A 26,484-nucleotide genomic window follows, 5' to 3' on the forward strand; every position below is an offset into this window, starting at 1 on the left:
CTGCCGCGCTGTGCGCCAGGTTCGAATGCGGGGCGCAGGAGCCCCGAGTTGGGGAGCGCTGCACCATGACGCGATGATCGAAGGGCTGCAGCGCGGCCCGTCCGAGGCTCCGGGAAATCGTCGCAAAACCAGGCCGGGTAACGCTGACAGCGCGTTAAGCTGAGTCTCGAACCCACTTGGCATAGCGCGTGCTTATTGAGTTCAAACTTGTATTCAAGATTGAACTCAAGGAAAAACCTGTGTCTGTCCCCTCGCTCCTGAAGGTCCGCGGTCTCCTCTCGGCCTACGCCGCCAAACGTCTTACGCCGACAGAGGTCGTGGCGTCGGCGCTGGCTCGCATTGCCGACATCGACCGGCCGGAAGTCTGGATTCTGCGTGTGCCCGCAGCGGATCTCGAGGCCCGCGCCCGCGCGCTCGAAGCGCTTTACGAAGAGCAGGGGGGCGCCGTCTTCGAACGGATGCCGCTATTCGGCGTACCGTTCGCGGTCAAAGACAATATCGACGTCGCCGGCTTGCCGACCACCGCCGCATGCGAGTCGTTCAGCACGACGCCGGACACCTCGGCGTTCGCCGTGCAACGTCTCATCGACGCCGGCGCGATCCTGATCGGCAAGACCAATCTCGATCAGTTCGCCACCGGCCTTGTCGGCACGCGTTCGCCTTATGGCGCGGTGCGGAACACCGAATTTCCGCAGTATGTGTCGGGCGGGTCGAGTTCAGGCTCCGCGGTTGCGGTAGCCGCGGGTTGCGTGGCCTTTTCGCTCGGTACCGACACGGCCGGCTCAGGCCGCGTGCCGGCCGGGTTCAACGGGCTTGTCGGGCTGAAACCGTCGCTCGGCCTCGTCAGCAAGCGCGGCGTCGTGCCGGCTTGCCGCAGCCTCGACACGATCTCGGTGTTCGCGCACGACGTCGACGATGCCTGGCGCGTGTTCAGCGAAATCGCGTGCTTCGATCCGCTCGACGGCTACTCGCGCAAGGTGCCAGGTCTCGGTCTCTTGCGTGGCGCGCCGCGGATCGGCGTGCCGGATCATCTGGAGTTCTTCGGCGACGCGGCGGCGAGTCAGGCGTTCCGCGCCGCACTCGATACGCTCTCGACCCGTCTGTCACTCGAGCCCAAGCCGATCGATTTTCAGCCGCTCAAGCAGGTCTGCGCGTTGCTCTACGACGGTCCCTGGGTGGCCGAACGGCGCGCCGCGCTCGGTGCGTTCTTCGACACGCATCATGAAGCGATCGATCCGGTCGTGGCCGCGGTGATCGGCAAAGCCGACGGCTACAGCGCCGTCGACGCGTTCAACGGCCAGTACGCGCTAGTCGAGCTGAAACGCCACGCCGAACAGCTTTTCGAGGCGATTGACGTTCTGATCGTTCCGACCGCGCCTACGCAACCACTGATCGCCGATGTACAGGCCAATCCGGTCGAGTTGAACAGCCAGCTCGGCTACTACACGAATTTCGTCAACCTGCTCGATCTGTGCGCGTTGGCCGTGCCGTGCCAGCGTCGCCATGACGGCTTGCCGGCCGGCATCACGCTGATTGCCCCGAGCGGCGCGGACCGGCGTCTCGCCGAGTTGGGCGCCCGGATCCAGGCGCTGTTCGCGGGCGGCAACGAACTCCCGAGCGAAAGCGAGACTGCCGCAGTTGCCGAGCCGACAACGCGAATCGCGACAGCGGCGAACGCACTCGAACCGCTGCCGTTTCAGGAGCCGACTGTTGCGCTCGCTGTGGTCGGCGCGCATCTGCGCGGCCAGCCGCTGAATTGGCAACTGCAGGAAGCCGGCGCGCGTTTCGTTATGGCGACGCATACCGCCGCCGATTACACGCTTTACGCGCTTGCGAATACGCAGCCACCGAAACCGGGCCTCGTGCGCGTCACCGACCGGCAAGGCGCACCGATCGCCGTGGAAGTCTGGGAAGTGCCGCTGCGCAACTTCGGCAAATTCGTCGCCGACGTGCCCGCGCCGCTCGGCATCGGCACCGTGCAACTCGCCGGCGGCCTCGCGGTGAAGGGCTTCATCTGCGAGCCGGCGGCGATCTGCAACGGCAGTGGCGCACTCGATATCACCTCGTTTGGCGGCTGGCTCGCTTATCTCGACAGCCTGAACGTCGACTAAGGGCCAACGCTCTTCACCTCTCCACAAGGAATTGGACACCATGACCAGTCGCCGCAATTTCATCAAGAGCGCCAGTCTGCTCACGCTCGGCAATATCCTGCCGATTCAGTCGGTATTTGCCGCGCCGAAGACGACGGTCGGCGTGATCTACGTCGGCGCGCGTAGCGACTACGGCTACAACCAGGCTCAGGCGAGCGCTGCCGCCGTCATCAAGAAGATGCCCGATGTGAAGGTGGTGGAAGAGGAGAACGTGCCCGAAACCATCGCCGTGCAGAAGACCATGGAAGCGATGATCGAACAGGACGGCGCCACGCTGATTTTCGCGACCTCGTTCGGCTACTTCGATCCGCATGTGCTGAAGATGGCGGCGAAATACCCGAAGGTGCGTTTCGCGCATTGCGGCGGTTTGTGGAAGCAGGGCAATCCGTCGAACATCACCAGCTACTTCGGTTACATCGACGAATGCCAGTACCTGAACGGCGTGGTCGCGGGTCATATGACGAAGAGCAAAAAGCTCGGCTTCGTCGCCGCCAAACCGATTCCGCAGGTGCTGCGCAACATCAACTCGTTCACGCTCGGCGCGCAGTCGGTCGACCCGTCGATCACCACACAGGTGATTTTCACGGGTGACTGGTCGATGCCCGTGAAGGAAGCCGAAGCCACCAATAGTCTCGTCGATCAGGGTTGCGATGTGCTGACCTGCCACGTCGACGGTCCGAAGGTCGTCGTCGAGACAGCCGAAAAACGCGGCGCGATGAGCTGCGGTTACCACGCGAGCCAGGCGGCTCTGGCGCCGAAGGGCTATCTGACCGGTGCGGAATGGGACTGGGCGACGCCGTACAGGCAACTGGTCACCGGCGCACAGGCCGGCACCGCGCAGCCGAACGTGTTGCGCGGCGGCTTGAAAGAAGGCTTTGTGAAGATGTCGCCGTATGGCGCGAAAGTCAGCGCGCAGGCGAAGCAGAACGCCGACGCGATCAAAAGCAGCATGGTGGCCGGCAATTTCGTGATTTTCAAGGGGCCGATGAAGGACAACAAAGGCGGCACGGTGATCGCCTCCGGCACGAGCCATATACAGACCGACTACACGCTCGAAAGCATGAATTATCTGGTGGCGGGTGTCGTCGGTCAGATCTGACGACGGCCTGTGCGATTGAGTGAGTGTGCATGCGCGAAGGAGCCGTGATGCGTCCCAATGCCCCTACTGCGAGAGTGATCCTGTCACTCTTGCCCGCGCTGCCGACCGCGTTGGCGGTGGTCGGCACGCTGCTGCTGTTCTCGCTGTTCCTGCTGGTGCAGGGACAGCCGGCGCTCGATGCGATCGGGCTGATCTTCGAGGGCGCTTTCGGCTCGTCGTTCGCGTGGCAGAGCACCTTGCTGCGTGCGGCGCCGCTGATGCTGACGGCGCTATGCGTCGCGCTGCCGGCCCAGGTCGGACTGATCGTGATCGGCGGCGAGGGCGCGCTAGCACTCGGCGGCATGTGCGCGGCAATCGTCCCGCAGATACTGCCGCACGGCACGCCGTGGCTCGTCGCCACGCCCTTGATGGCGGTGGCCGGCATGCTGGCCGGCGGCGTCTGGATCGGCGCGGTCGGCGCGTTGCGGCAATGGCGCGGCGTCAACGAGACCATCAGCAGCCTGTTGATGTCGTATATCGCGATCGCGCTATTCAAGCATCTGGTGGAAGGGCCGTTGCGCGATCCCGCGAGCCTGAACAAGCCGTCCACCTATCCGGTACCCGATGCGATGATGGTTGGCTCGATCCCCGGACTCGACACGCATTGGGGGCTGTTCTGGGGCGTCATGGCCTGCCTCGCGGCGTGGGTGTTCGTGAAGTTCAGCACCAAGGGCTTCGCGATGCGCGTGGTGGGCGGCAGTCATCGCGCCGCGCGCCTGGTCGGCTTGCCGGTCAATCTGCTGGCCTTGACCGCATGCATCCTGGGCGGCGCTGCTGCCGGACTCGCCGGCATGTTCGAAGTCGCGGCGGTGCAGGGCAGTGCGAATGCGTCCTTGCTCGCGGGTTACGGCTATGCGGGCATCCTCGTCGCGTTCGCCGCGCGCCAGAATCCGCTCGCGATCATCGCGTGTGCGCTGATGATCGGCGGCATCGAGGCGAGTGGGTCACTGCTGCAGCGGCGGCTCGATCTTCCCGACGCCACCACGCTCGTCCTTCAAGGCCTCCTGTTCGCGAACCTGCTCGCGTGGGAAGCGCTTGGCGGGCGCATCGCCGCGTGGCGCGTCAAATTGCAGGCCGTCGCGCAGACCGACCTTCCCGTGCAACTGGAGCAGACCCATGCCTGATATGCACTCGCCCATCGCGATCCTGCTGCTGTCGCTGTTCGCCGGTGCGATCCGCGTCAGTACGCCTTATCTGTTTGTCAGCCTTGGCGAATGTCTGACCGAGAAAGGCGGCCGTGTGAATCTCGGCCTCGAAGGCATTCTGGTGTCGGGCGCGATGAGCGGCTATGCGGGCGCTTTTTTGACCGGCTCGCCATGGGCCGGCGTGCTGATCGCCGGCATCGCCGGTTTGCTGCTCGGTTGCCTGCATGGCCTCGTGTGTTCCTTGCCGCGCGTGTCCGATATCGCTTTCGGCATCGCGTTGATGCTGCTCGGCACCGGGCTCGCGTTCTATCTCGGCAAGCCCTTTATCGAACCGCAGGCGCCGATGCTGCCGTTTATCGATCTGGGGATGTGGACCTCGTCGCCGCAATTACACAACGCTCTGCATATAAACCTGCTGTTCGTGATTGGCGTTGCACTGGCCTTCGTTCTGCAATGGGGTTTGCGCAATACCCGCTGGGGGATGGTGCTGCGGCTCGTCGGCGATCACGCTGAAACGGCGCGTGCCATGGGCTACCCGCTCACGTCCGTGCGTATCGCGGCGACGGCGGTGGGCGGTGTATTCGCGGGCATCGGTGGTGCGTATCTGTCGCTCGTCTATCCCGGCAGCTGGAATGAAGGACTCTCCAGCGGGCAAGGGCTGATGGCGGTCGCGCTGGTGATTTTCGCGCGCTGGCAGCCGTTGCGTTGTCTGTGGGCAGCCCTGCTGTTCGGCGCGGCCGGCGCGCTCGGCCCCGCGTTGCAGGCGATCGGCGTGACGAGCGGCTATTACCTGTACAACGCGGCGCCGTATGTGCTGACTCTCGCGATCATGATCGTCAACTGCCGTCCGGATCGCACGCTGGCGGGCGCGCCGGGCGAGTTGAGCCTGACGCGCTGAGCGTGCGCTTGTGCATGCGTTTTTGCGTGCGCTTTTGCGTGCATCAAGGAACCTTATCAGGAACCCAACGAGGACCTCACCACCATGAACCGATTCATCGAAGCGAAGCCCTATCCGTGGCCCTACGACGGCAACCTGCGCGCGGACAACACAGCGCTGGTGATCATCGACATGCAGACGGATTTTTGCGGCCACGGTGGTTATGTCGACAAAATGGGCTACGACCTGTCGCTGACGCGCGCGCCGATCGAGCCGATCAAAAGCGTCCTGCAACTCATGCGCCAATCGGGCTTCACGATCATTCACACACGTGAAGGGCATCGCCCGGACCTCTCTGACCTGCCCGCGAATAAACGCTGGCGCAGCCGCCGCGCGGGCACCGACGGCGTAGGCATCGGCGACGACGGCCCGTGCGGCAGGATCCTCGTGCGCGGTGAGCCGGGCTGGGAAATCATCGACGAACTGAAGCCGCTGCCAGGCGAAATCATCATCGACAAACCCGGCAAGGGCTCCTTCTGCGCGACGGATCTCGAACTGATCCTGCGCACCCGCGGCATCGTCAATCTGGTGCTGACGGGCATCACCACCGACGTCTGCGTTCACACGACGATGCGCGAAGCCAACGATCGCGGCTTCGAATGCACGGTGCTGGCCGATTGCTGCGGCGCGACCGACAAGCGCAATCACGACGCCGCGTTGCACATGATCACCATGCAAGGGGGCGTATTCGGCACGGTATCGGACTCGCACGCGTTGCTCGCCACGTTACTGGCCACGACGACGGCGCCGGCAGCGGCGCTCGCCATTTCAGGCAGATAAATCATGACCACGGCGCCGAAGGCATTGGGCGTGGAAGTGCTGAACGCAAGCAAATCGTTCGGTGCGTTTCGCGCATTGGATAGCGTCTCGATCAAGGTCAAGGCCGGCACGATTCATGCGCTGCTTGGCGAGAACGGGGCGGGCAAGAGCACGCTCGTGAAAGGGCTGGTCGGCTATGGCGTACTCGACAGCGGACAGATCGCCGCCGACGGTCGCGAGGTCCATATCGCGTCGCCGCGCGATGCACAGGCGCTCGGCATCGGCATGGTGTATCAGCATTTCACGCTGGCGTCCGGCCTGTCTGTCGAAGAAAACCTGTTGCTCGCGCGCGGACGCATGCCGTGGAAAATCGACTGGAAGGGCGAGCGTGCCGCGCTTGCCGCATTCATGCAACGCATGCCGTTTCGCTTGCCGCTCGACGCGCCGGTGGCCATTCTCGCTGCGGGTGAAAAGCAGAAACTCGAGATCCTGAAGCAGCTCTATCTGCAGCAGCGTTTCCTGATTCTCGACGAACCCACCTCGGTCCTGACGCCGCAAGAAGCAGACGAAGTGCTTGGCCTGATGCGCGATCTGAGCTCACGCGGCGAGTTGACGGTGCTGATGATCACGCACAAGTTCCGCGAAGTGATGGCCTACGCCGACGATGTCACCGTGTTGCGCAAGGGCAGGCAAGTGGGCACGAGCGCGGTTGCCGACACAAGCCGCGACGAACTCGCGGCGTGGATGATGGGGACCGTCGCCAGTCATGCGCCGAACGAAATCCATTCGGAAAACGAAGCGTCATTGATGGCCGCGGTGACCGTCGAGCGTCTGCCACGCAAACCCGTCGACGACATGGCGCAAGTGCGTCTTGCACTGCGCGACGTATCAGTGGAAGACGATCGTGGCCACACGGCGGTCAGGCACGCGACGCTGTCCGTGCGGGCGGGCGAAATCCTCGGGCTGGCGGGCGTTTCCGGCAACGGACAGAAGGAACTGGTGGAAGCGCTGGTCGGTCAGCGCCGTGTGAAAACCGGCGACATGGAAGTGGCGGGCAAGGCCTACCATGCAACGCGCGAAGAGATGACACGAAGGCGCGTGTTCGCGATTCCCGAGGAGCCTCTGAAAAACGCCTGCGTCACCGCGATGAGCGTGGCGCAGAACCTCGCGCTGCGCGACTTCGATCGCGAGCCCTTGCGGCGCGGCGGCTGGTGGCTCGACCGGCGTGCTGTGCGCGAGCGTGCCGCACAGTTGATCTCCGAGTTCAATGTGCGTCCACCGCTACCCGAACGCGCCATCGGCACGCTGTCGGGCGGCAATGTGCAGCGCGCGGTGCTGGCGCGCGAACTCGGGCAGCCGGTGGATGTGCTGATTGTCGCGAATCCCGTGTTCGGTCTGGATTTCGCTTCGGTCGCCGATATTCATGCCCGTCTGATGGCCGCACGCGATGCAGGCGCGGCGGTGCTACTGGTTAGCGAGGATCTCGATGAACTGCTCGAACTGGCGGACCGTATCGTGGTGATCGCGGAGGGCAGGCTGGTGTTCGAGACGCCGGCGGCGCGCGCGGATCGGGCCGTGCTCGGTCAGCATATGGCAGGGCACGGCGATACCGCGGCGCATGACGCCGTACCCGCGGAACGAATGAAGGAAGCCATCGGATGACCCAGCAAACCGAGTTGACAATCGACGCCCAACCGGGTCCCTTCACCTTGGACTCCACAAAAACCGCGCTGATCGTAATCGACATGCAGCGCGATTTCATCGAACCGGGCGGCTTCGGCGAATCGCTGGGTAATGACGTGTCGCTGCTGGCCGAAATCGTGCCGACTGTCGCCGCATTGCTCGCTTTCGCGCGCGGGCATCGATGGCTCGTGGTGCATACGCGTGAATCGCATGCACCGGATCTGTCCGACTGCCCGGCGGCGAAACGGCTCAGAGGTGCGCCCAATGCCCGCATTGGCGATGCCGGACCGATGGGACGCATCCTGATTCGCGGCGAGCCGGGCAATGCGATCATCGAACCGCTCGCGCCGCTAGCCGGCGAACTCGTGATCGACAAACCGGGGAAGGGTGCGTTCTACGCCACCCGGCTCGGCGAAGAGCTCGCGATACGCGGCATCACGCATCTGGTGTTCGCGGGCGTGACCACTGAAGTTTGCGTGCAGACCTCGATGCGCGAAGCCAACGACCGCGGCTACGACAGTTTGCTGATCGAAGACGCAACCGCCAGCTATTTCCCCGCATTCAAACAGGCGACACTCGACATGATTAGCTCGCAAGGCGGCATTGTCGGCTGGACCGCGCCGTTTTCATCATTGACGAAACTCGACGAGGCAATTCCCGCATGGAGATAAATCAGCCGGAAGTGGTCGCTCAAGTGCAGGCGGCCTTTGTCGAATACGAGCGCGCGCTGGTCGACAACGACGTCGCGGCAATGAACGCGCTTTTCTGGCATACGCCGGAGACGGTCCGCTATGGGATTGCCGAAATCCAGCACGGCGGCGAAGCGATCCGTGCATGGCGTGAGCGCTGCGATCCGGTGCCGAAGTCGCGCAAGCTGCATCGCACCGTGGTAACGACCTTCGGTAATGACTTCGCCACCGTCAGCACTGAATTCACCAGCGACGCCACGCCTTTGCTCGGCCGTCAGATGCAGACATGGGCGAGGCTCGGTCCCGCCGACGGCTGGAAAATCGTCGCGGCTCATGTCAGCCTTATCGCGATGCCATGAAACGCCGATAATAAGAAAAAGAGGGATGAGGCATCAATGAACGACGATACGACGAATCTGCTCGAGCCCCCCGCAGGGCCTGAAACGCCGGGCGCTGCGGGAACGCAGGGCATGCCTGGCGTGCCGGCCGCCGCCAATCCGCTCGCCGAGCAGGTGTACCAGCAACTGAAGAACGATATCTTCAGCTTCCGCCTGTTTCCCGGCGACCGCTTTTCCGAAAACGGCATCGCGCAGCACTACGGCGTGTCGCGCACGCCGATGCGCGATGGCCTGTTTCGTTTGCAACGCGAGGGCTACCTGGAAGTCGGTTTCCGGCGCGGCTGGAAAGTTGCGCCGATCAATTTCGATCAACTCGATCAGCTCTACGATTTGCGCATTGTGCTGGAAGTGGCGGCTGTCGAACGGGTGGGGGTGGGAGGCGACGTCGCCCATGCGGCCGTGGAAGCGCTGAAGGCGATATGGTGCGTCGAGCCCGAATTGCGTGAGAGCGATCCGGTGAAGATGTTCGGCATGGATGAGAACTTCCACCGTCAACTGGTCGCGGCGACGGGCAACGCGGAGATGCTGCGCGTGCATAACGAAGTTACCGAGCGCATTCGCATCGTGCGTCGACTGGATTTTCTGAAGCCGCACCGTACGAGCGCCACCTACGACGAACACTCGACCATGCTAAATCTGATCGAGCGCAACCGGTTAACAGAGGCGATCATTCTGCTGCGTGCGCATATCACGCAGAGCAAACTCGAAGTGCGCAAGATCACGCTGTCCATGCTGGCCGCCGCGCGCGATAGCAAGTTGCCGTTTGTGTCGTGAGTGAGTTCGGCAAATCGTGGACGGTGCGGCTATTGGGGGGAGCGCCTGTGCGAATGGCTTGCGGAATTTGTGGGCGACGCATGCAAATTTGACCGGAAAAATACCAGTGCCGGTATTCGATATTGAATAGATTTTCATTTTTTCCGCTTCATCGCCCAGCTGTATTTCTAGCCAATAGGAAGCGGAATTCCCACCGTAAAATCACCAAGGGACTGTGCGCGTCGCGGCGTCGCGGCGTCGGATACGGCGCCAGGCTATTTTCTGCCCGAGTTGATGCTGACGAATCCTGCCATATCTGTTTTTCGCATACCCTATGGTCGTTTTTCCGCTGCGCCGACAACGGCCGGCTCGCGCCGATATGGGTAGAGCCGGGACGCACTATAATCGGCCGGATGCATCGATTCATTGAAAATCGGTCGACCACCTTCCGCCTTCCGTCATGCCTAAACAAAGAGCCAGCAAACACGTTCAGCCTGCGTTGCGCAGCCGAAAATCCCCGCAGGGCTTACCCACCGTGCAAGACGTCGCGCGTCTCGCGAAGGTGTCGGTCGGCTCGGTGTCGCGAGTGCTCAACGGCCGCGAGAATGTGGCGCCGGCCATTCAGGAGGCCGTGCGCGCCGCGGTAGCAGAGTTGAATTTCGTGCCGAACGTGGTGGCGCGCAGCATGCGCAAAGGCAGTTCGAGCGCGATTGGCTGCCTGATTTCCGACATCACGCAGCACACCGCCGCCCAGATGGTGAGTGCCGCCGAAGAGCGCCTGCGGGCAAGGGGTTTTGAGATTCTGATCGCTAATTCGCACTACGATCTCGAGCGCGAGCGGGCCATTCTGTCGAGCCTGAAGCAGCGCCGCATCGACGGATTCATCGGCGCGATTTCCGACGACGAGACGCCTTCCTATTTCAACTTCCTGCATACCCTGAACATGCCGGTCGTGCTGTGGGAGCGCGATGCACAAGGCGAATTCAATTCGGTGCTGACCGATCACGCCGACGGCTGCCGTCAGGCTGTGCGCTATCTCGCTTCACTCGGGCATCGCGCGACTGCGCTCGTGGCTGGACACGAAAACACGTGGGTAGGCCGCGAGATGGTGCGTGGCTATCAGGCCGCGTGCGAGGTCGCCGGCATCGCGCTCGATCCTGCGCTCGTGCTGCGTACCAGCGCATTTAACAAGGACGTCTGCCGCGCGCTGCTCACGGGTCCCGGGCGGCCTACGGCCATCATTGCCACGCTGAACGACGTGGCCATCGTGCTCGAAGTGGTGCGGGAAACCGGGCTGTCGATTCCGGCTGACCTGTCGGTGATTTCCATCGGCGAGCATGAGTATTCGGGCATCGCGTCACCTGCGTTGACCGTGGTGACGCAAAACCCGCGCGACGTGGGCCGCGAAGCAGCGGACATGATGTTGCAACTGATCGAAGGTTCCGCGCCGTCGGGCATTCGCCGCTCAAAACATCCAATGCGGATGATCGTGCGCGAGTCGTGCGGCGCGCCTTCCAGCCTGGCACGCCGCAAAAAGCGCTAGCCAGATTCGATTCTCAGGGTTTGTCCGACCGCAAAGTTGCTTGACAGCGGATTTTTCGTCGCCGACATTGCACACCTACCGTAAATGAATCGATTCACCAAACTCGAGGCGTGATATGGGTGACAGAAAAACCGGGTTACAGTCGAGGCAGGGCAACAGCGAGGAAGGCGGCCGTGCAGGCCGTCGACGGTTTATAAAAAGGGCAGGCATGCTGGCCGGCGCGGTGGCGACCGGACTCGGTCTTGATGGTTGCGGAGATGGCGGGATCAGCGCCGCGTCCGCGCAGAGCGTGGATACGCAGATTCCGGCGATCGTGCCGGCGCAAACGGCGCTTGTTGTCATGCATTATCAGACCGACATTCTGGGGCTCTTTCCGTCGGTCGCGCCCACTCTGCTCGCCAACACGCGCAAGTTGTGCGATGCGGCGCGGACCAAAGGTGTCAGCGTCTACTTCGCCAAGATCCAGTTTAGTCCGGGTTATCCGGAAGTCAGTCCTTTGAACAAGAACGGGCAAGGGCTCAAGCAGCTCGGCCTGTTCATCGACGACCAAATCGCCCCCGAGCTCGGTCAGAGGGCCGGCGAACCGCTCATCGTCGGGCATCGGGTAAGCGTGTTTTTCGGTACCGACCTGCAGGCGCGGCTTTCCGCGCAGGGTATCGACACGCTGATCATGCTCGGCATCGCGTCGACGGGTGTCGTGCTGTCGTCGGTCGCCTATGCGAGCGACGCGGACTTCCGCTTATACACCGTCAAGGATTGCTGTTACGACCCGGACCAGGTCGTGCACGATCATCTTTTTTCCACGGCATTCGATTCGCGCACGACGGTGCTGTCACTCGCCGATGCCTCGTTGCTGCTCGCCTAGGCGCGCCAGAGAGCGTTCTGAACCCGCTAGCCAGGGTTTCCGATATTCTTAAAACGTTGACTCGCCGCGCCAACCTCACTATTGTCTGTGAATCGATTCACTAAACCACAGAGAATCGGGCGGCATTGAAAAAACAGAGGATTTCATGACTTTCAGCAGCAGGCGACGACAAGTTCTCCGTGCGGGCGTCGCGGGCATCGCGGGCCTTTCCCTGCCGTTCGCATTCGAAGGCCGCGGGTTCGCGGCTGAGGCAGGCGTGCTGTCGGTCGCCATTCCGAGCAATCCGCAAACGCTCGATCCGATCAACCAGCCGAATCACGACGTGATGGCGATCAATCAGTTGATCTTCGAGAATCTGGTCGGCATTGACGCGCGCGGTCAGCGGGTGCCGCAACTGGCGCGCGCATGGACGATTTCGCCGGACAAATTGACGTACACGTTCGATCTGCAGCGCGGCGTGAGTTTTCAGAACGGTCAGCCGTTCACATCCGCCGATGTGAAATACAGCTTCGACTACGTGCTGAATCCCGTGAACAAGGCGTTCCGCCGGCCGTTCTGGACCGTGATCGAATCGGTGAGCGCACCGGATGCGCACACGGCGGTGATCCGCCTCAAGCGTCCTTACCGACCGCTACTCGACTACATGTCGAAGTACATGGGTATTTTTCCAGTAGGCAGCCGCGAGCAGCATCCGGCCGACTACTTCAAGCAGACGCCGACCGGTGTCGGCACCGGCCCGGCCATTTTCGTGCAGTCGAAGGCTAACGACTTCGTCGAACTGAAGCGCAATCCGGCTTACTGGGGGAAGGGCGAGCCGCATTGGGACAAGATCGTGTTTCGCATCATCCCTGAAGAGTCGTCGCGGCTTGCCTCGCTGATGTCAGACCAGACGCAGATCATCAGTGCGCCGCCGGCCCAGACGTTCGCGCAGATCCGCACGTCGGCGGGCCTCGCGGGCGACAGCCGTCCCTCGCCGACCAGCCCGCTGATGATGTGTCTGAACAACCGCAAGGCGCCGTTTGACGATCCGGCGTTTCGCCGAGCGGTATCGCTCGTGCTGGACCGGGTCAAGGTCTGCCGCGATCTGTGCTACGGCGCGGTCAAAGCGAGCAGCATGCCGTTTGCGTCGGAGTCCTCCTGGTACGACGCAGGCTCGGCTGGAAGCCTGGCGTTCAATCTGGAGCAGGCGCGAGCGGTGTTGAAAAGCTCGAAGTATGCGAGCGGCGCATCGTTCGATTTGCTGTACGTGCAGCCTGCGTATCTGATCGATACATCGTCGACGGCGCTTTTCATTCAGGCGCAACTGGCGTCGCTGGGCGTGCGCGTCAATCTGCGTCCGCTCGATTTCGGGCAGATGATCTCGCAGGTGCTGGTCGGCAACCACGCGGCGGCGTTGACCGGTTTCATCGCGCCGCCGGAGCCGACGTATCTGCTCAACGCGCTCTTCAGACCCGGCGAGAGTCTCTGGAAAGCGAGCGGCTACGAGAGCGCCGAACTGCTGAAACTGATCGACGACAGCTATCTGGTCGACGATCCGGCCGCGCTCAAGCCGATCCTCGCGAAAATTCAGCAGGTGCTGGCGCATGACTGTCCGGCCGTCTGGATCGGCGCGCTGGAAGTGCAAAATCTGTGGCGCAGCAAAGTGAAGGATTTCCAGGTGAACACCGGCTTCTCGTTGAAGCTCGACAACGTTTATCTCGCGAAGGCATGAGATCGATATGAGAGCCGTTTCGAGGCTGTTTTCGTCTGTGCTCGTGCTGCTGGTGGTGAGCGCGCTGCTGTTCGCGATGTGCCGCGCGACGCCCGTGTCGCCCGCGCGTCTGACCTTGGGCAGCGACGCCAGCGTCGAACAGATTGCCGCGTTCAATCATCAATACGGACTGGACCGGCCTGTCGCCGCGCAATACGGCAGGTGGCTGAACGGTGCGCTCGCGCTCGACTTCGGCAAGTCGTACGCGACCGGCAACCCGATCGGCCCGCAAATCGCCGATACGTTGCCCAATACCGTCGAACTCGTCACGCTGTCGTTCGTGTTCACGATCGTCGTCTCGATCGTGCTCGGCACCGTCGCTGCATTGAAGGAGAACAGCGGCACGGACCATTTGCTGCGAGCCGTGGCGATTGTCGGCTTATCCGTGCCGTCGTTCTGGCTGGGGTTGCTGTTGATCCGCTATGTCGCTTTGAAGACCGGGTGGTTTCCGGTGGGCGGGCTCACGCCTTGGTCCGACGGCATGGCGTCGCATCTGCTCGCGCTAGTGCTGCCCGTACTGACGATGTCCGTGTACTACATCTCCGTTCTGAGCCGTCTCGTGCGGGCGAACATGGTCGACGCGCTATCGCAGGATTATGTGCGAACCGCCAGAGCGCTCGGTTTATCGCCGTCGCGTATTCGCCTCTATGCGCTGAAGAACGCGTTGCCGTCGCTGGTGAGCACGGCCGCGATGAGTTACGGCTACATGTTCGGTTGGGCGTTGATCGTGGAGCAGATTTTCAATTTGCCGGGCGTCTCGCGTGCGTTGCTCACGGCGATTTTCCAGCGCGACTATCCGACGGTGCAGGCCATCGTGCTCGTGATCACGACGATCTTCATCGCGTCTAACACCTGCGCCGACGTACTGCATGGTTATCTCGACCCGAAGGCGAATAGAACATGATGGCTGATTCATCTCTCCCGAACGTGCAACACAAACCGCATACGCTCGGCACATGGCTCGCATCGGCCGGCCGCTTGCTGCGCGCGCTGATGCACGAACCGACCGGTGCGATCGGTCTCGTGACGATCGTGCTGCTCGTCGTGATCGCAGTGTGCGCGCCGTGGCTGCCCTTGAAAGATCCGCTGCAACTCTATATCGAACATCGACTGGAAGCACCGAGCGCGGCGTTCTGGCTCGGCACCGACCAGGTGGGCCGCGACATTCTGAGCCGCACGATCTGGGGCGCTCGTGCATCGCTCTCCATCGGACTGTGCGCGGTCGCGATCGGCCTCGTGCTCGGCATGGGCATCGGCCTCGTGGCAGGCTACAAGGCAGGCTCGTGGCTCGACGAAACGCTGATGAAAGCGATGGAAGTGCTCGCGTCGATTCCGCTATTGATCTGGGCGATCGCGCTCGTCGGCATTACCGGCACTGACACGCTACATCTCGGCATGCTCGCGATTTCGAATGAAACCAAACTGGTGCTGCTGATCGGCGTGCTGTACGCGCCGGGTCTCGCGCGGCTCACCCATAGTCTCGCGAAGGCCGAGTCGCAAGCGGAGTATGTCGCCGCACGGGTTCTGCAAGGCGCGAGCGGGGCGCGCATCATGTTCTCCGACGTTCTGCCCAACATCATCTCGCCGGTGCTGATTCAGGCGACGCTGCTGCTCGGCGTGACGATCATCGTGGAAGCGTCGCTCAGTTTCATCGGGCTCGGCGTGCAACCGCCTACACCGAGTTGGGGTGCGATGCTCTCCGACGCGCGCGCACTGATTTTCACCGACAACTGGTGGGTCTCGGCATTTCCGGGCGCGGCGGTGTTCGTCAGCGTGCTCGCCTTCAATCTGTTCGGCGACTCGATGCGCACGATTCTCGATCCGCGGCGGCGCAATGCGCAGGCGGCCAATGTACCGGGGGCGTCTCTATGAACGAAGCGCTGCTGTCTATTGAAAACCTGCGCGTCGCCTTCGGTTCGGGCAAGACGCAGACCGAAGTCTTACATGGGCTCGATTTGCAGGTGGGACGCGGCGAGGCGGTCGGTCTCGTCGGCGAATCGGGTTCGGGCAAGAGCGTAGCCTCGCTGGCGGTGCTCGGCTTGCTCGGCAACGCGGGGCGCATCAGCGGCGGGCGGATCGTGCTCGACGGCGAAGACTTGAGCCATGCGTCGGAGGCGCGCATGCGGGCATTGCGCGGACGGCGCATCTCCATGATCTTTCAGGATCCAGCAACGGCGCTCAACCCCGCCTTCACGATCGGCGCGCAACTCGCCGACGTGATCCGCGCGCACCGTCTGCTGCGCGGCCGCGCGATACGCGACGAAGTGCATGCCGTGCTCGCACGCGTCGGTTTCAAAGACCCGCGCGCCACGGAGCGCGCCTATCCGCACGAACTGAGCGGCGGCATGAAGCAACGCGCGATGATTGCCGCCGCGATTGTCTGCGAGCCGGCGCTGCTGCTCGCGGACGAACCCACCACCGCGCTGGACGTGACCGTGCAGGCGCAGATCGTCGAGTTGCTGCGAACGCTGGTGGACGAGATGGATCTCGGCCTCGTGTTCATCACGCACAACCTCGACCTGATGGCGGAACTGTGTTCACGCGCCGTCGTGCTGAAGCAGGGATACGTGGTCGAGGCGGGGCCGGTGGAGGATATCTTTCTGCGGCCTTCGCACGACTACACGCGGCATCTGATCGCGAGCATTCCGCGTTTGCCGGTTACTCGTGCCGCGCGCCGACATCAACCTGAGGAGCCGCGCAATGTCCGCTAACGTGCCGAACGCCACCTTGGCCGCGCAGCCGATCTTCGCGCTGCAGGAAGTCGGCAAATCTTATGCGCTGGCGCGTTCCCCGCTCGAGCGCATGTTCAACCGGCGCCGCTTTCATGCGGTGTCCGGCGTGACGCTCGAGGTGGCGAAGGGCGAGGCGCTCGCTATCGTCGGCGAAAGCGGCAGCGGCAAATCGACTGTCGCTCGCATGATGGTCGGCCTCACTGCGCCGACTGCCGGCTCGATCTGTTTCAGAGGCGACGCGTTGAACACGATGACGCGGGCGCAGAACGCGACGTTTCGTCAGCGCGTGCAGATGGTGTTCCAGAGCACGACGAATTCGCTGAACCCGCGCAAGACGATTGCCACGACGCTGGCGGAAGCGATCGGCAACGACGGTGTGCCGGTGCGGGAATTGCTCGACATGGTGCGTTTGCCGGCCTTCGTGCTGGCGCGCTACCCGCATCAGCTGTCGGGCGGTCAGCGCCAACGCGTGGGCATCGCTCGGGCACTTGCGCGCCGTCCAGAACTGGTCGTCGCCGATGAACCGACGTCCGCGCTCGACGTATCGATCCAGGCGGAGATCATCCGGCTGCTGCGCGAACTTCACCAGAGCGCCGGTGTGTCGCTGGTCGTGATCAGCCACGATCTGGCGCTGGTCAGCGAGCTGTGCGAGCGGGTGGTGGTCATGCGGGAAGGGCGCGTCGTCGAAGCGGGAGCCGTGGATCAGGTACTGTTCGAACCACGCGAGCGCTACACGATGGAGTTGCTGGCGGCGATCCCGAAAGGCATCGGCCGGCACCGCATAGGGGTGGCACCAGAGTAAGTGCCAAAGCGCTAATTCTGGTCGACACAGCAGAGGCGGTCCGAGCAGTAAAGAAGAAGATCCGGATCAAGCAGTGAGCCGGCCCACCTTGGATACTTTTTTTGAACCATTGGTGAATCGATTCATTTGCTATCATCAATCGATCGCTAGCCGACCGGGGTGTCGCGATTCCTTGTTTGGAGAAGAGCGGTGAAGGAAAAGTTATTCATCATGGCGGCTCTGCTGGGCGGCAGCGGTTTCGTTCATGCGCAGAGTTCGGTCACGCTTTACGGGATCATCAACGAGGCCGTCACTTACTCGTCGAATCAGGGCGGCCATAGCGCGGTGCAGCTGACCGGCAACGGCGAGTACGGCAGCCGCTGGGGACTGCGAGGCGCGGAAGACCTCGGCGGCAACACCAAGGCGATCTTCACGCTGGAGAATGGCTTTAACCCGACCAACGGCGCGCTCGGTCAGAACAACCGCATGTTCGGACGCCAGGCGTTCGTGGGTTTCTCGAATCCGGACTACGGCACGCTGACGTTCGGCCGCCAATACGACGCGATTGTCGGCACTTTGCAGACGATGACATCCAACGGTGCGTGGGGCGGTGTGATGTTTTCGCATCCGTACGACAACGACAACACCGACGACTATTTGCGCGTCAACAACTCGATCAAATACGTCTCGCCGAATCTGAAGGGCTTCACCGGCACGGCGATGTACGCGTTCAGCAACGCGCCCGACGCCTTTGCGAACAATCGCATGTGGTCGGTGGGCGGCATCTATTCGCAGGGCGCTTTTTCGATTGCGGCGGCATATTCGCTCTATGACCAACCGGGCGTGAACACCACGGCGAACGTGAATACGAACGGCGCGATCACCTGCTGCGATGCGCCGATCACGTCCAAACGCGAGCAGATTGCGGGCATCGGTGTGTCGTATGTGATCGGACCGGCCAAGCTGAGCCTGATGTACAGCAACGCGATCTACAACAACGTGGGCACGACGCTGACAAGCGGCATCAACTACCGCTTCAACAACTATGAAGCGAATGCGCGCTTCACGCTCGATCCGACGCTGTTCTTCGGCATGGCCTACACGTACACGAGCGACAACATCACCGGCGGTCCTGGCGGGCCCACGCAAGTGCACTGGCATCAGGTCAATCTGCTGGTCGACAAGTTCCTCTCCAAACGGACTTCCATCTATACCGAGGTGATCTATCTGCGCGCGGCGGGCGGCGGCTTTCCGCGGCCCACGGGCGGACCGTTGCCGGCGACTTCGAACGGCATGCTGGCTTCGCAGATTCAGACCATGTTGCCGTCCTCGGGACAGAACCAGGCCGTGGTCAGCGTCGGACTCGTGCACAAGTTCTAGCTCTGGCAGCGCTGTATTGACCGGCGCAAACGGGCCACGCGTTTGCGCCGCATCGACTAACAAGCAAGGTGTGTAATGACTGAAAGACTTTACCGGGCCGGTGTCGATATCGGCGGGACCTTCACGGATATCGTCGTGATCGGTGATGACGGCGTGATTCATACGAGGAAGGTTTCGTCCACGCCCCAGGACTATGGCATTGCGATCGTCGCGGGCTTGCAGGCATTGCTCGCGTCGCTCGACGCGCAACCGCGCCAGATCACCGAGCTGGTTCATGCAACCACCATCGCCACGAATACCGTGCTCGAAGGCAAAGGCGCGCGCACAGCGCTGATCACCACGCGCGGTTTTCGCGACGTGGTCGAGATCGGCCGCCTGCGCGTGCCGATGCTCTACAACCTCGCGTATCGGAAGCCGGAGCCGCTCGCGAAACGCCGGCACCGTTACGAGGTCGACGAACGGCTGCTCGCCGACGGTTCGATCGACACGCCGCTCGACGACGCGCAGGTGCTGGACATCGCGCAACGTATCGCCGGCGAGAAAATCGAAGCGGTGGCGATCAGTCTGATTCATGCGTACGCGAATCCCGAACATGAGATCCGCATTCGCGATCTGCTGCGCGGCGTGCTGGGCGACGCCGTCTATCTGACCTGCTCGCACGAAATCCTGCCGGAGATCCGTGAATACGAACGCACCAGCACGACCGTCGTCAACGCGTATCTCGGACCGGTGGTGGTCAGCTATCTGCATTCGCTGATCGACAAGCTGCGCGGCATCGGCATGACCGGCCCGGTGCAGATCATGCATTCGAACGGCGGCGTGATGAGCGCGGCCATGGTGATGCAGAAGCCGGCCACGATCATCGAGTCCGGGCCGGCAGCGGGTGTCATCGCGGGCGCCTCGGTGGCCGCCGCGTCGGGGTACGCCGATTGCATTACGGTGGACATGGGGGGAACCACGGCGAAGGCGGCCATCATCGAAAAGGGCGAGCCGGCGCGCACCACCGAATACGAGGTCGGAGCGGGCATCAATGTCAGCAGCAAGCTCGTCAAGGGCGGCGGGCACGCCGTCAAGTTGCCGTTCATCGACGTCTCGGAGATCGGCGCGGGCGGCGGGAGTCTGGTGCGTATCGACGCGGGCGGGCTAGTGAAGGTCGGCCCGGATTCGGCGGGCTCGGTGCCCGGGCCCGTGTGCTACGACGCGGGCGGCACGATTCCGACGCTCACCGACGCCGTGCTGACGCTCGGCTATCTGAATCCGGCGTTCCTTGCCGGTGGCGAACTGCGCATCAACCAGCAGAAGTCGCTCGAGGCCGTGCGCACGCAGATCGCCGAGCCCACGCACACGGATCTCTACGAAGCCGCCTATGGCGTTTTTTCGATTGCCGCCTCCACGATGACGCGCGCGGTGAAAGCCGTGTCGACGTATCGCGGCCGCGATCCGCGGGAATTCGCGTTGTTCGCTTTCGGCGGCAACGGGCCGGTGATCGTTCATGCAATCGCCGAATTGCTCGACATGAAGACGGTCATCGTGCCGCCGAGCCCCGGCGTGTTCAGCGCGCTCGGCTTGTTGTTCTCGTCGACACAACACGAGTTCATGCAAACGATGTTCTGCCGCCTCGATCATTCGGCCGCAGTGCAATTGGCCAACACGCTCGAAGACCTGGTGGCGCGCGCCACCGCGGATATGACGGCCGAGGGTAACGCGTTCGACGATATCGCCGTGACGTGCGCGCTGGATTTGCGCTACACGGGACAGGCCTACGAGTTGACCGTGCCGATCGAATGGCGGGCCGGTCAACCGCTCGATATCGCGCCGATCACTGCCGCGTTTCACGCGGAACACGAACGCACCTACGGCCACGCCTCCGCGGACGAGGTGATCGAGCTCGTCAATCTGCGCGCGGTCGGGTCGCTGCGCTCGCAGAAAGACCGCGCTTACGACGCGCAACGCGCCGGCGGAAGCCGGGCGCGTTCATCGGGTGCGCGCACGCCGGTGTGGCGCAGGGCGTATTTCGGCAAGACTCACGGCTTTATCGACACCCCGGTGATCGCGCGCGCCGATCTGCGCGCCGCGCCGATGAGCGGCCCGTTGATCGTCGAAGAATACGACTCGACCTGCGTCGTGCCGCCGAATGCCGGCGCGCGCGTCGATGCCTACGAAAACATCGTCATCACGTTTCTGGAGCAACCCGTATGACTACCCAGCAGGCCGCTTCGGCGGGCACCGACGCCATCACGCTTGAAATCGTCAAGAACGCGCTCGGCTCGATCGCCGACGAAATGGCGCTCGTCGTGCTGCGCACGGCGTATTCCCCGATCGTGCGCGATTCGATGGACTTTTCCACCGCGGTGTTCGACCGCGCCGGCCGCGTGATCGCGCAGGGTCTGACCTTGCCGATTCACCTCGGCGCGTTTCCGGCCGCGATGGACAACGTGGTGCGCCGCTTCGGCACGGCCGGCAAGCCAGGCGACATCTACATCATGAACGATCCGTATACATCGGGCGGCATGCATCTGCCGGACGTGTATCTGATTCAGCCGGTGTTTTACGAAGCGCGTATCGAGGGGTATGTCGCGACCATCGTTCACCACGCCGATATCGGCGGCATGGCGCCGGGCAGCATGGCGATCGGCGCGACGGAAATCTATCAGGAGGGCTTGCGCATTCCGTTGATGAAGCTGTCCGATGCCGGCGCTGTCAACGACGCGCTCGTCACGCTGCTGGAAACGAACTCGCGCATGCCGGGCCAGTTGCGCGGCGATTTGCGCGCACAGGTCGCCTCATGCAAGGCCGGTGAGCGCGGACTCGTGCAGTTGCTCGACAAATACGGTACGGACGGTTTCGGCCGGCTGGTCGAAGCGCTGCACGATTACGCGGAGCGGCTGACGCGCCAGGCCATCGGCACGATGCCGAATGGTGAATACCGTTACGAGGATTTCATCGACGGCCTGGGCGACACGCCCGTGCCGATCGCGTTTCGCGTCAAGGTGACGGTGGCGGGCGACACGATCCGCATCGACTGGACCGGCACCGATGCGCAGGTGCAGGGCGCGATCAACGGTCCGTTCGCGACTACGCAGTCGGTCGCCTATGCGGCGGTGCGCTGCGCGATCGGCGTCGATGTGCCGAACTGCGAAGGTTTTTCGCGACCCGTTCAGGTCTACGCGGAAAGCGGCTCGATTGTGAATCCGGTGGAGCCGGCCGCCTGCGCGGCGCGCGGGATTATCGCGTACCGGATGTTCGACGTATTGCAAGGCGCGTTCGCGCAGATCGTGCCGGACACGATTCCGGCGCTGGGTGAGGGCGGCCCGTCGGTCGTGTCGATTTCCGGGCGTAATCCGGATGGCGAGGGCGGCGCGCGTGGCGGCAACTGGTTGATCACCGACGGCGTGCTCGGCAGTTGGGGCGGCGGTCGCAACGACGGCTGCGAAGGCATTGCGAATCCGCTCGGCAATCTGTCGAACCAGCCGGTCGAACTGATCGAGGCACGTCTGCCGCTCAAGATCACCGAGTACGGTTTCGTCACCGACTCGGGCGGCGCGGGCCGGCAGCGCGGCGGCCTCGCCATGCGCCGCGCTTATGAGCTGCGCAGCGACCACGCGTTGCTCGGGCTGCGCTCGGACCGTCGCGCGCATCGGCCGTCGGGTTCGCATGGCGGGTTGAGTGGATCGCCATCGCTCAATCTGCTGACCCGCGACGGTCGAAGCACGTTGTTGCCGACCATGCCGAGCACCGTGACCGCGCTTCTCAAGGGCGACCGCTTCTGCCATATCGCGGCGGGCGGCGCGGGCCATGGCGATCCGTTGATGCGCTCGCCGCAAGCCGTACGCGAGGATCTGCTGGACGACCGCATCACGGAGCAGATGGCGCGCGAAGTCTACGGCGTCGTGCTCGAAGGCGCGGGGCGCGACATCGACGCGCGGCGCACCGCCGAGGTGCGTGAGTGGCTCCAGACGCTTTCCGGGCAGGAACGCGTCGGGAAGCAGGAGGCGCTATTCCTGCAATCGACCGGGGCCGATGCCGCGGCTATCGGCAAACTCTGACCACGACGGGGCGTTATCTATGTCCGCTTCAAATATCGAGCCAGACTTTGAGACGCAACGCGTGCGCTTGCTGCGTCCCAGTTGGGCCGAGCTCGACTACGGCGCCATCGCGGCGAATCTGGCGCTTGCGCGTGAGATGGTGGGACAGGCCACGAAAATCTACTTCGTTTGCAAGGGCGATGGTTTTGGCTTCGGTGCCGCGAAGGTAGCGCGCCTCGCGGCGCAAGCGGGTGTCGACGGCTTTTGCGTCGGCAGTCCGGAAGAGGGCATGGCGATTCGCAACGCCGGCGTCGATCGCGAGATTCTGCTGTTCGCCGCGACCTTGCCGGAGGATGCGGCGCAGGTCGCCGCGCTGGGACTGACGGTGACAATTCAGAGTCACGAAAGTCTGCGCGCGTTTATCGATGCCGGCGTCTCCGTCGATGCGTTCCTCGAGATCGATCCGGGCTTCGGGCGCTTCGGTTTTCTGCCGTCTCAATGGCAAGCCGCATTCGAGGCGCTGCGTCATCAATCGACCGTGCGGCTCAAAGGCGTGTACACGCATCTGAGTTCGCCAGAAAGCGATGATGTGACGCGCACTCAGGCTGACGTCTTCGATGCCGCGCTGGCCGACGCGCGCGCGGCAGGATTCGATAGCTTGACGACAATGCTAGCGAGCTCGCGGGTTATGCTTGCGCATCCACATCTGGCGTATCGGGCGGTCGACCCTGGTCGGTTTCTATACGGCGCGCTCGACGCCGACTGGATGGCGCGCGCGCCGCTGCGGCCGATGTTGCGGGCTGTTCGCGGCCGCATCATTCACGTTCAGGAGCATCCGGCCGGATCCGTGCTCGGGATTGGCTACGCGGAGCCAATCCGGCTCGAGCGCGCTGTGCGCATCGGCGTGGTGCCGATCGGCTTCTGGGACGGGCTGAATCATGTGCCGCCGCTGGGCCGTGTGCTGGTGCACGGACAGACCGCGCGTATCCTCGGGCGCCGCTCTTTCCAGCATACCGTCGTTGATATAACGGAGAACGTGCGAGCCCGTACCGGAAGCGTTGTGACATTGCTGGGACGGGACGGCGATCACGCGATAACGATTGACGAACTCGCGGCATCGTTGCGGCTGCCCGTCATGGAATTGATACCGCGGTTGGCGAGGAGCTTGCCGCACGTTGACGCTGAAGCGACGGATGTAGGCGGGCATTTAAGGCCTGTCAGGCCTTCCAAAGCTTGAATACCGGTTTTTGGAACAGTTGTCGTCTGAGCGACTAAACGAATGACCGCTCCGCCGTAGAAACCAGTCGTAGGAATCGCACGCGCCCGACGGCCGAGAAAGGTCGAGCAGGGACGTCCGGCGAGTGCCGTCCGGAATCCGATCACGGTTCACCACAAGAAGCGGCCCGCCGGGTGGCGTGGCTGAACGGCAAACCTGCCTGAGCGCGCGGCAAGCAAGAGATGTGAATCTACGCCAACGCCGTTGCGACTGAACTGCCGAAGCTGCCCGATGTGCAGAAGGCACGTAAGCGCCTCCCATACAAATGGTATCGCCGAGCATAGCGCACGGCCGAGGGCGCCGGTCGAGAGAGCGCTCGCAAGAACGGTGCGCCGAATCTTTTCGACATGAATGCCGCCGCGCGTACCATGGCCGCGTTTGTGGGCGAACACGCGCCCGATTCCATGCCAGTGCGTCCCGATGCATCCGATTACGAAATCTGCATGAAGGCGCGCACGCTCGCCAACGATTTTGTACTTCGTGCGCTCGGACTTGACGCCAATCAGGCGCCCGTAGTCGCGGCCCGCGCCTGCGCGGCATATGGTGTGCCAATGCCGGCATTCGAAGAACCGGCGCAACAGGTGCTGCGTGCGAAGTGCGAACTGTGGTGGCGGCGCCAACTGAGGCGCCTGCATATCCGGTCGCTGGAACATTCGAATAGCCCCGCAAGCCTCGGCACACGGATTCTTTCCTTCGCAGCTCAGAACCCGGCCGCCTCGCCATTTGCAAGTCGCAAGCTGTCGCCGGCGAACCTCTTCACGGCGGCCGAGCTGGCGACGATCGAGCTGGATGAATCCGCCACGACGCCGGGCATAGGCGTGCTGTTCTCACGCGTCGCCGAACTGCTCGGCATGTCGAAGAAGAAAGACGCGAGCGACGAAACGCGATTCGCTGACGTACGCCAGGCCGTCGAGACGCTCGCAGCGCACGGCAAGCAACAGGCCGACGCCGTCGCCGCCCTCACGCAAACCGTCGCGGAGCTGACCGGGTCGCTCAGCCGACGAGCGTTTTCATGACTATCTACGTGTGATGCGTTGGCGCATCGAGCATCCAGAATTCAAGGGGGGATTTCAGAATGGCGGGGATACTGGTTCCAGTGGTGGAAGGAGCGGTCGCGGAACTTGGGCCGATTTTGGCGCGCGCTGGCACAGCTTTGTTGGGCGGAGCGGCCGTAGCGGGAACAGCTAGTGTCTCGGGCGACACGTCGAAAGACGACAGCAAGACCGCACCTGTCGCGCGCGCACTGCCGCGCACCGATGAGAGCTGCAAGAAATTCCCGCCAGAAGGCGGGGTAAAGCTGCGCAAAAATCACGGTGTCAACTGGCCCGCCTATAGGTACCAGGCCCGTATAACCGGGTTTGCATTTGACGTGGAAGAATGCCTGTGGAGTGATGAATGGAACTGGCTTGGCATCGATTTTGACGGCTTTCAACCGGCCGACTGTCTGCTGCAAGAAACCAAGGGCAACTACGATCAATTTTTGGACGGTTCGATCCCAAAAGCTGACAAGTTTTTCAAGGGATTCGAATCAATGGAGGCAACGGCAGTGCGGCAAGGACGTGCGGTGAGTGCAAACCCTCCGGCTCGCTTGATCTGGTATTTCCAGACTCCGCTCGCTCAGCAACGCATGGCCATGCCATTACGCCGTTTGGGTATTTCTTCCGTGCTTCAACCTTGAGACACTCAATGAATATCACTGCTAGCTTCCGCGATCCGTCGCTAAGCGCGAGCGACTTCCCTGAAATCCTCGCGCGCATTTCAAAGATCATCAATGCACTCACAACGCGTGACGATTCCCTGCGCTATGAAAACTGGATGCTCAAAGGTGACACGCAGCAAGAAGCGTCCATGTATCACGTCTACGATAGTGGAGGCAGTGCTACGCCGGCGGCAATTGCGGTACTTCGCGAAGAATTTCGCGGTAAGGATGACTTTACATACGTAGCAATGTGGGACGGAAATCTCGAAACCAATGATGGTGCTTCTATCTCGTGCCACGTTGGGGACAAACACTTTCCCGACACCCTTAGCGTTCGCATCGATGGGGACGCTTGGCGCACGTATACAGCAATCGTGGATGTTGTCTCGGAAATAGTTGCGGTTTTTAGCCCTTTGCTCGTCGAAGTAACCTTGGATGCATACTCAACGAAACAAGTCTTCGACGACAAGCCTGGTGTCGGCTGGATGCTGTATCTGCCGAAAGTCATAACGGCGCAGCAGGTTCCCGAAGCTCACGCCCTGCTTCCTGTCCCTGAGAAGGGTAAAAAACAGGCCGGCACTATCATCGTTAGCGTGACGGACGGCCCTTTTTCAACAGACAACCCTGAACACGTAGAGACGGCTAACCGCATCGAAATCAGACTCGTCGACCAAGATCTTTTACCTAGGTACGTTGACCTTTAACGGCGGCGGACTCGGCACCAAAGATTCGTTCGCAAAGCGATCGTGCTTCTCCGCGATCGGACTAGCGGAAGTAGGGA

23 protein-coding genes are annotated in these 26,484 nt (G+C 62.6%); all 23 read left to right on the forward strand.

What is annotated here, in order from left to right:
• Positions 1 to 239: 239 nt before the first annotated feature.
• The 23 genes from atzF to HWX91_RS07340 all read left to right on the forward strand — a co-directional run bounded on the left by atzF (position 240) and on the right by HWX91_RS07340 (position 26,407).
• Positions 240 to 2,111, forward strand: a complete 1,872-nt coding sequence (atzF, locus tag HWX91_RS07230) for an allophanate hydrolase (RefSeq protein ID WP_028194471.1) — start codon at positions 240 to 242, stop codon at positions 2,109 to 2,111.
• 40 nt (positions 2,112 to 2,151) lie between these two features.
• Entirely contained in the window at positions 2,152 to 3,249 is a 1,098-nt protein-coding gene (locus tag HWX91_RS07235; RefSeq protein WP_028194472.1) for a BMP family ABC transporter substrate-binding protein, read from the forward strand.
• 47 nt (positions 3,250 to 3,296) lie between these two features.
• Positions 3,297 to 4,412, forward strand: a complete 1,116-nt coding sequence (locus tag HWX91_RS07240; RefSeq protein WP_028194473.1) for an ABC transporter permease — start codon at positions 3,297 to 3,299, stop codon at positions 4,410 to 4,412.
• Complete coding sequence (locus tag HWX91_RS07245; protein ID WP_028194474.1) at positions 4,405 to 5,331, forward strand: ABC transporter permease; 927 nt, start codon at positions 4,405 to 4,407, stop codon at positions 5,329 to 5,331. Before HWX91_RS07240 ends, HWX91_RS07245 begins: the two co-directional genes overlap by 8 nt.
• Positions 5,332 to 5,415: 84 nt before the next feature.
• Positions 5,416 to 6,150 carry a biuret amidohydrolase gene (gene biuH / locus HWX91_RS07250; RefSeq protein WP_042273895.1) on the forward strand — a complete coding sequence of 245 codons (735 nt, stop codon included), beginning with the start codon at positions 5,416 to 5,418 and terminating at the stop codon, positions 6,148 to 6,150.
• A 3-nt stretch (positions 6,151 to 6,153) separates the two neighbouring features.
• Positions 6,154 to 7,791 (forward strand): ABC transporter ATP-binding protein, encoded by a 1,638-nt coding sequence (locus tag HWX91_RS07255; protein ID WP_028194475.1) that lies wholly within the window; start codon positions 6,154 to 6,156, stop codon positions 7,789 to 7,791.
• Entirely contained in the window at positions 7,788 to 8,483 is a 696-nt protein-coding gene (locus HWX91_RS07260) for a cysteine hydrolase family protein (RefSeq protein ID WP_028194476.1), read from the forward strand. Before HWX91_RS07255 ends, HWX91_RS07260 begins: the two co-directional genes overlap by 4 nt.
• Positions 8,474 to 8,860 carry an oxalurate catabolism protein HpxZ gene (hpxZ, locus tag HWX91_RS07265; RefSeq protein WP_028194477.1) on the forward strand — a complete coding sequence of 129 codons (387 nt, stop codon included), beginning with the start codon at positions 8,474 to 8,476 and terminating at the stop codon, positions 8,858 to 8,860. Before HWX91_RS07260 ends, hpxZ begins: the two co-directional genes overlap by 10 nt.
• A gap of 36 nt (positions 8,861 to 8,896) precedes the next feature.
• On the forward strand, positions 8,897 to 9,673 hold the full coding sequence (locus HWX91_RS07270) for a GntR family transcriptional regulator (protein ID WP_028194478.1): 777 nt from the start codon (positions 8,897 to 8,899) through the stop codon (positions 9,671 to 9,673).
• Between the two features lie 514 nt (positions 9,674 to 10,187).
• The gene (locus tag HWX91_RS07275) at positions 10,188 to 11,195 is read left to right on the forward strand and encodes a LacI family DNA-binding transcriptional regulator (protein ID WP_244144018.1); all 1,008 of its coding nucleotides are present in this window, start codon (positions 10,188 to 10,190) and stop codon (positions 11,193 to 11,195) included.
• Positions 11,196 to 11,403: 208 nt separating this feature from the next.
• Positions 11,404 to 12,060 carry a cysteine hydrolase family protein gene (locus HWX91_RS07280; protein WP_042273897.1) on the forward strand — a complete coding sequence of 219 codons (657 nt, stop codon included), beginning with the start codon at positions 11,404 to 11,406 and terminating at the stop codon, positions 12,058 to 12,060.
• 145 nt (positions 12,061 to 12,205) lie between these two features.
• Entirely contained in the window at positions 12,206 to 13,771 is a 1,566-nt protein-coding gene (locus HWX91_RS07285) for an ABC transporter substrate-binding protein (RefSeq protein WP_028194481.1), read from the forward strand.
• 7 nt (positions 13,772 to 13,778) lie between these two features.
• On the forward strand, positions 13,779 to 14,714 hold the full coding sequence (locus HWX91_RS07290; RefSeq protein WP_028194482.1) for an ABC transporter permease: 936 nt from the start codon (positions 13,779 to 13,781) through the stop codon (positions 14,712 to 14,714).
• Complete coding sequence (locus HWX91_RS07295; RefSeq protein WP_052660624.1) at positions 14,711 to 15,682, forward strand: ABC transporter permease; 972 nt, start codon at positions 14,711 to 14,713, stop codon at positions 15,680 to 15,682. Before HWX91_RS07290 ends, HWX91_RS07295 begins: the two co-directional genes overlap by 4 nt.
• A complete protein-coding gene (locus HWX91_RS07300; protein WP_028194483.1) occupies positions 15,679 to 16,521 on the forward strand; it encodes an ATP-binding cassette domain-containing protein in 843 nt (280 codons plus the stop codon). Before HWX91_RS07295 ends, HWX91_RS07300 begins: the two co-directional genes overlap by 4 nt.
• A complete protein-coding gene (locus HWX91_RS07305) occupies positions 16,511 to 17,344 on the forward strand; it encodes an ABC transporter ATP-binding protein (RefSeq protein WP_052660625.1) in 834 nt (277 codons plus the stop codon). Before HWX91_RS07300 ends, HWX91_RS07305 begins: the two co-directional genes overlap by 11 nt.
• 189 nt (positions 17,345 to 17,533) lie before the next feature.
• Positions 17,534 to 18,703: a porin gene (locus tag HWX91_RS07310; RefSeq protein ID WP_028194484.1), complete on the forward strand. Its 1,170-nt coding sequence runs from the start codon at positions 17,534 to 17,536 to the stop codon at positions 18,701 to 18,703.
• Positions 18,704 to 18,778: 75 nt separating this feature from the next.
• On the forward strand, positions 18,779 to 20,902 hold the full coding sequence (locus tag HWX91_RS07315; protein ID WP_028194485.1) for a hydantoinase/oxoprolinase family protein: 2,124 nt from the start codon (positions 18,779 to 18,781) through the stop codon (positions 20,900 to 20,902).
• Positions 20,899 to 22,749 carry a hydantoinase B/oxoprolinase family protein gene (locus HWX91_RS07320; protein WP_028194486.1) on the forward strand — a complete coding sequence of 617 codons (1,851 nt, stop codon included), beginning with the start codon at positions 20,899 to 20,901 and terminating at the stop codon, positions 22,747 to 22,749. Before HWX91_RS07315 ends, HWX91_RS07320 begins: the two co-directional genes overlap by 4 nt.
• 19 nt (positions 22,750 to 22,768) lie before the next feature.
• On the forward strand, positions 22,769 to 23,965 hold the full coding sequence (gene alr, locus HWX91_RS07325) for an alanine racemase (RefSeq protein ID WP_028194487.1): 1,197 nt from the start codon (positions 22,769 to 22,771) through the stop codon (positions 23,963 to 23,965).
• Positions 23,966 to 24,351: 386 nt separating this feature from the next.
• Positions 24,352 to 25,020, forward strand: coding sequence for a GPO family capsid scaffolding protein (locus tag HWX91_RS07330; RefSeq protein WP_052660626.1), 669 nt, complete (start codon positions 24,352 to 24,354; stop codon positions 25,018 to 25,020).
• A 59-nt stretch (positions 25,021 to 25,079) separates the two neighbouring features.
• Positions 25,080 to 25,682, forward strand: coding sequence for a restriction endonuclease fold toxin 5 domain-containing protein (locus HWX91_RS07335; protein ID WP_042273900.1), 603 nt, complete (start codon positions 25,080 to 25,082; stop codon positions 25,680 to 25,682).
• 8 nt (positions 25,683 to 25,690) lie between these two features.
• Entirely contained in the window at positions 25,691 to 26,407 is a 717-nt protein-coding gene (locus HWX91_RS07340; RefSeq protein WP_028194489.1) for an immunity 52 family protein, read from the forward strand.
• The last annotated feature ends 77 nt before the right edge of the window (positions 26,408 to 26,484 follow it).

The sequence above is a fragment of the Paraburkholderia fungorum genome (genome assembly GCF_902833645.1).
Taxonomy (GTDB): Bacteria; Pseudomonadota; Gammaproteobacteria; order Burkholderiales; family Burkholderiaceae; genus Paraburkholderia; species Paraburkholderia fungorum.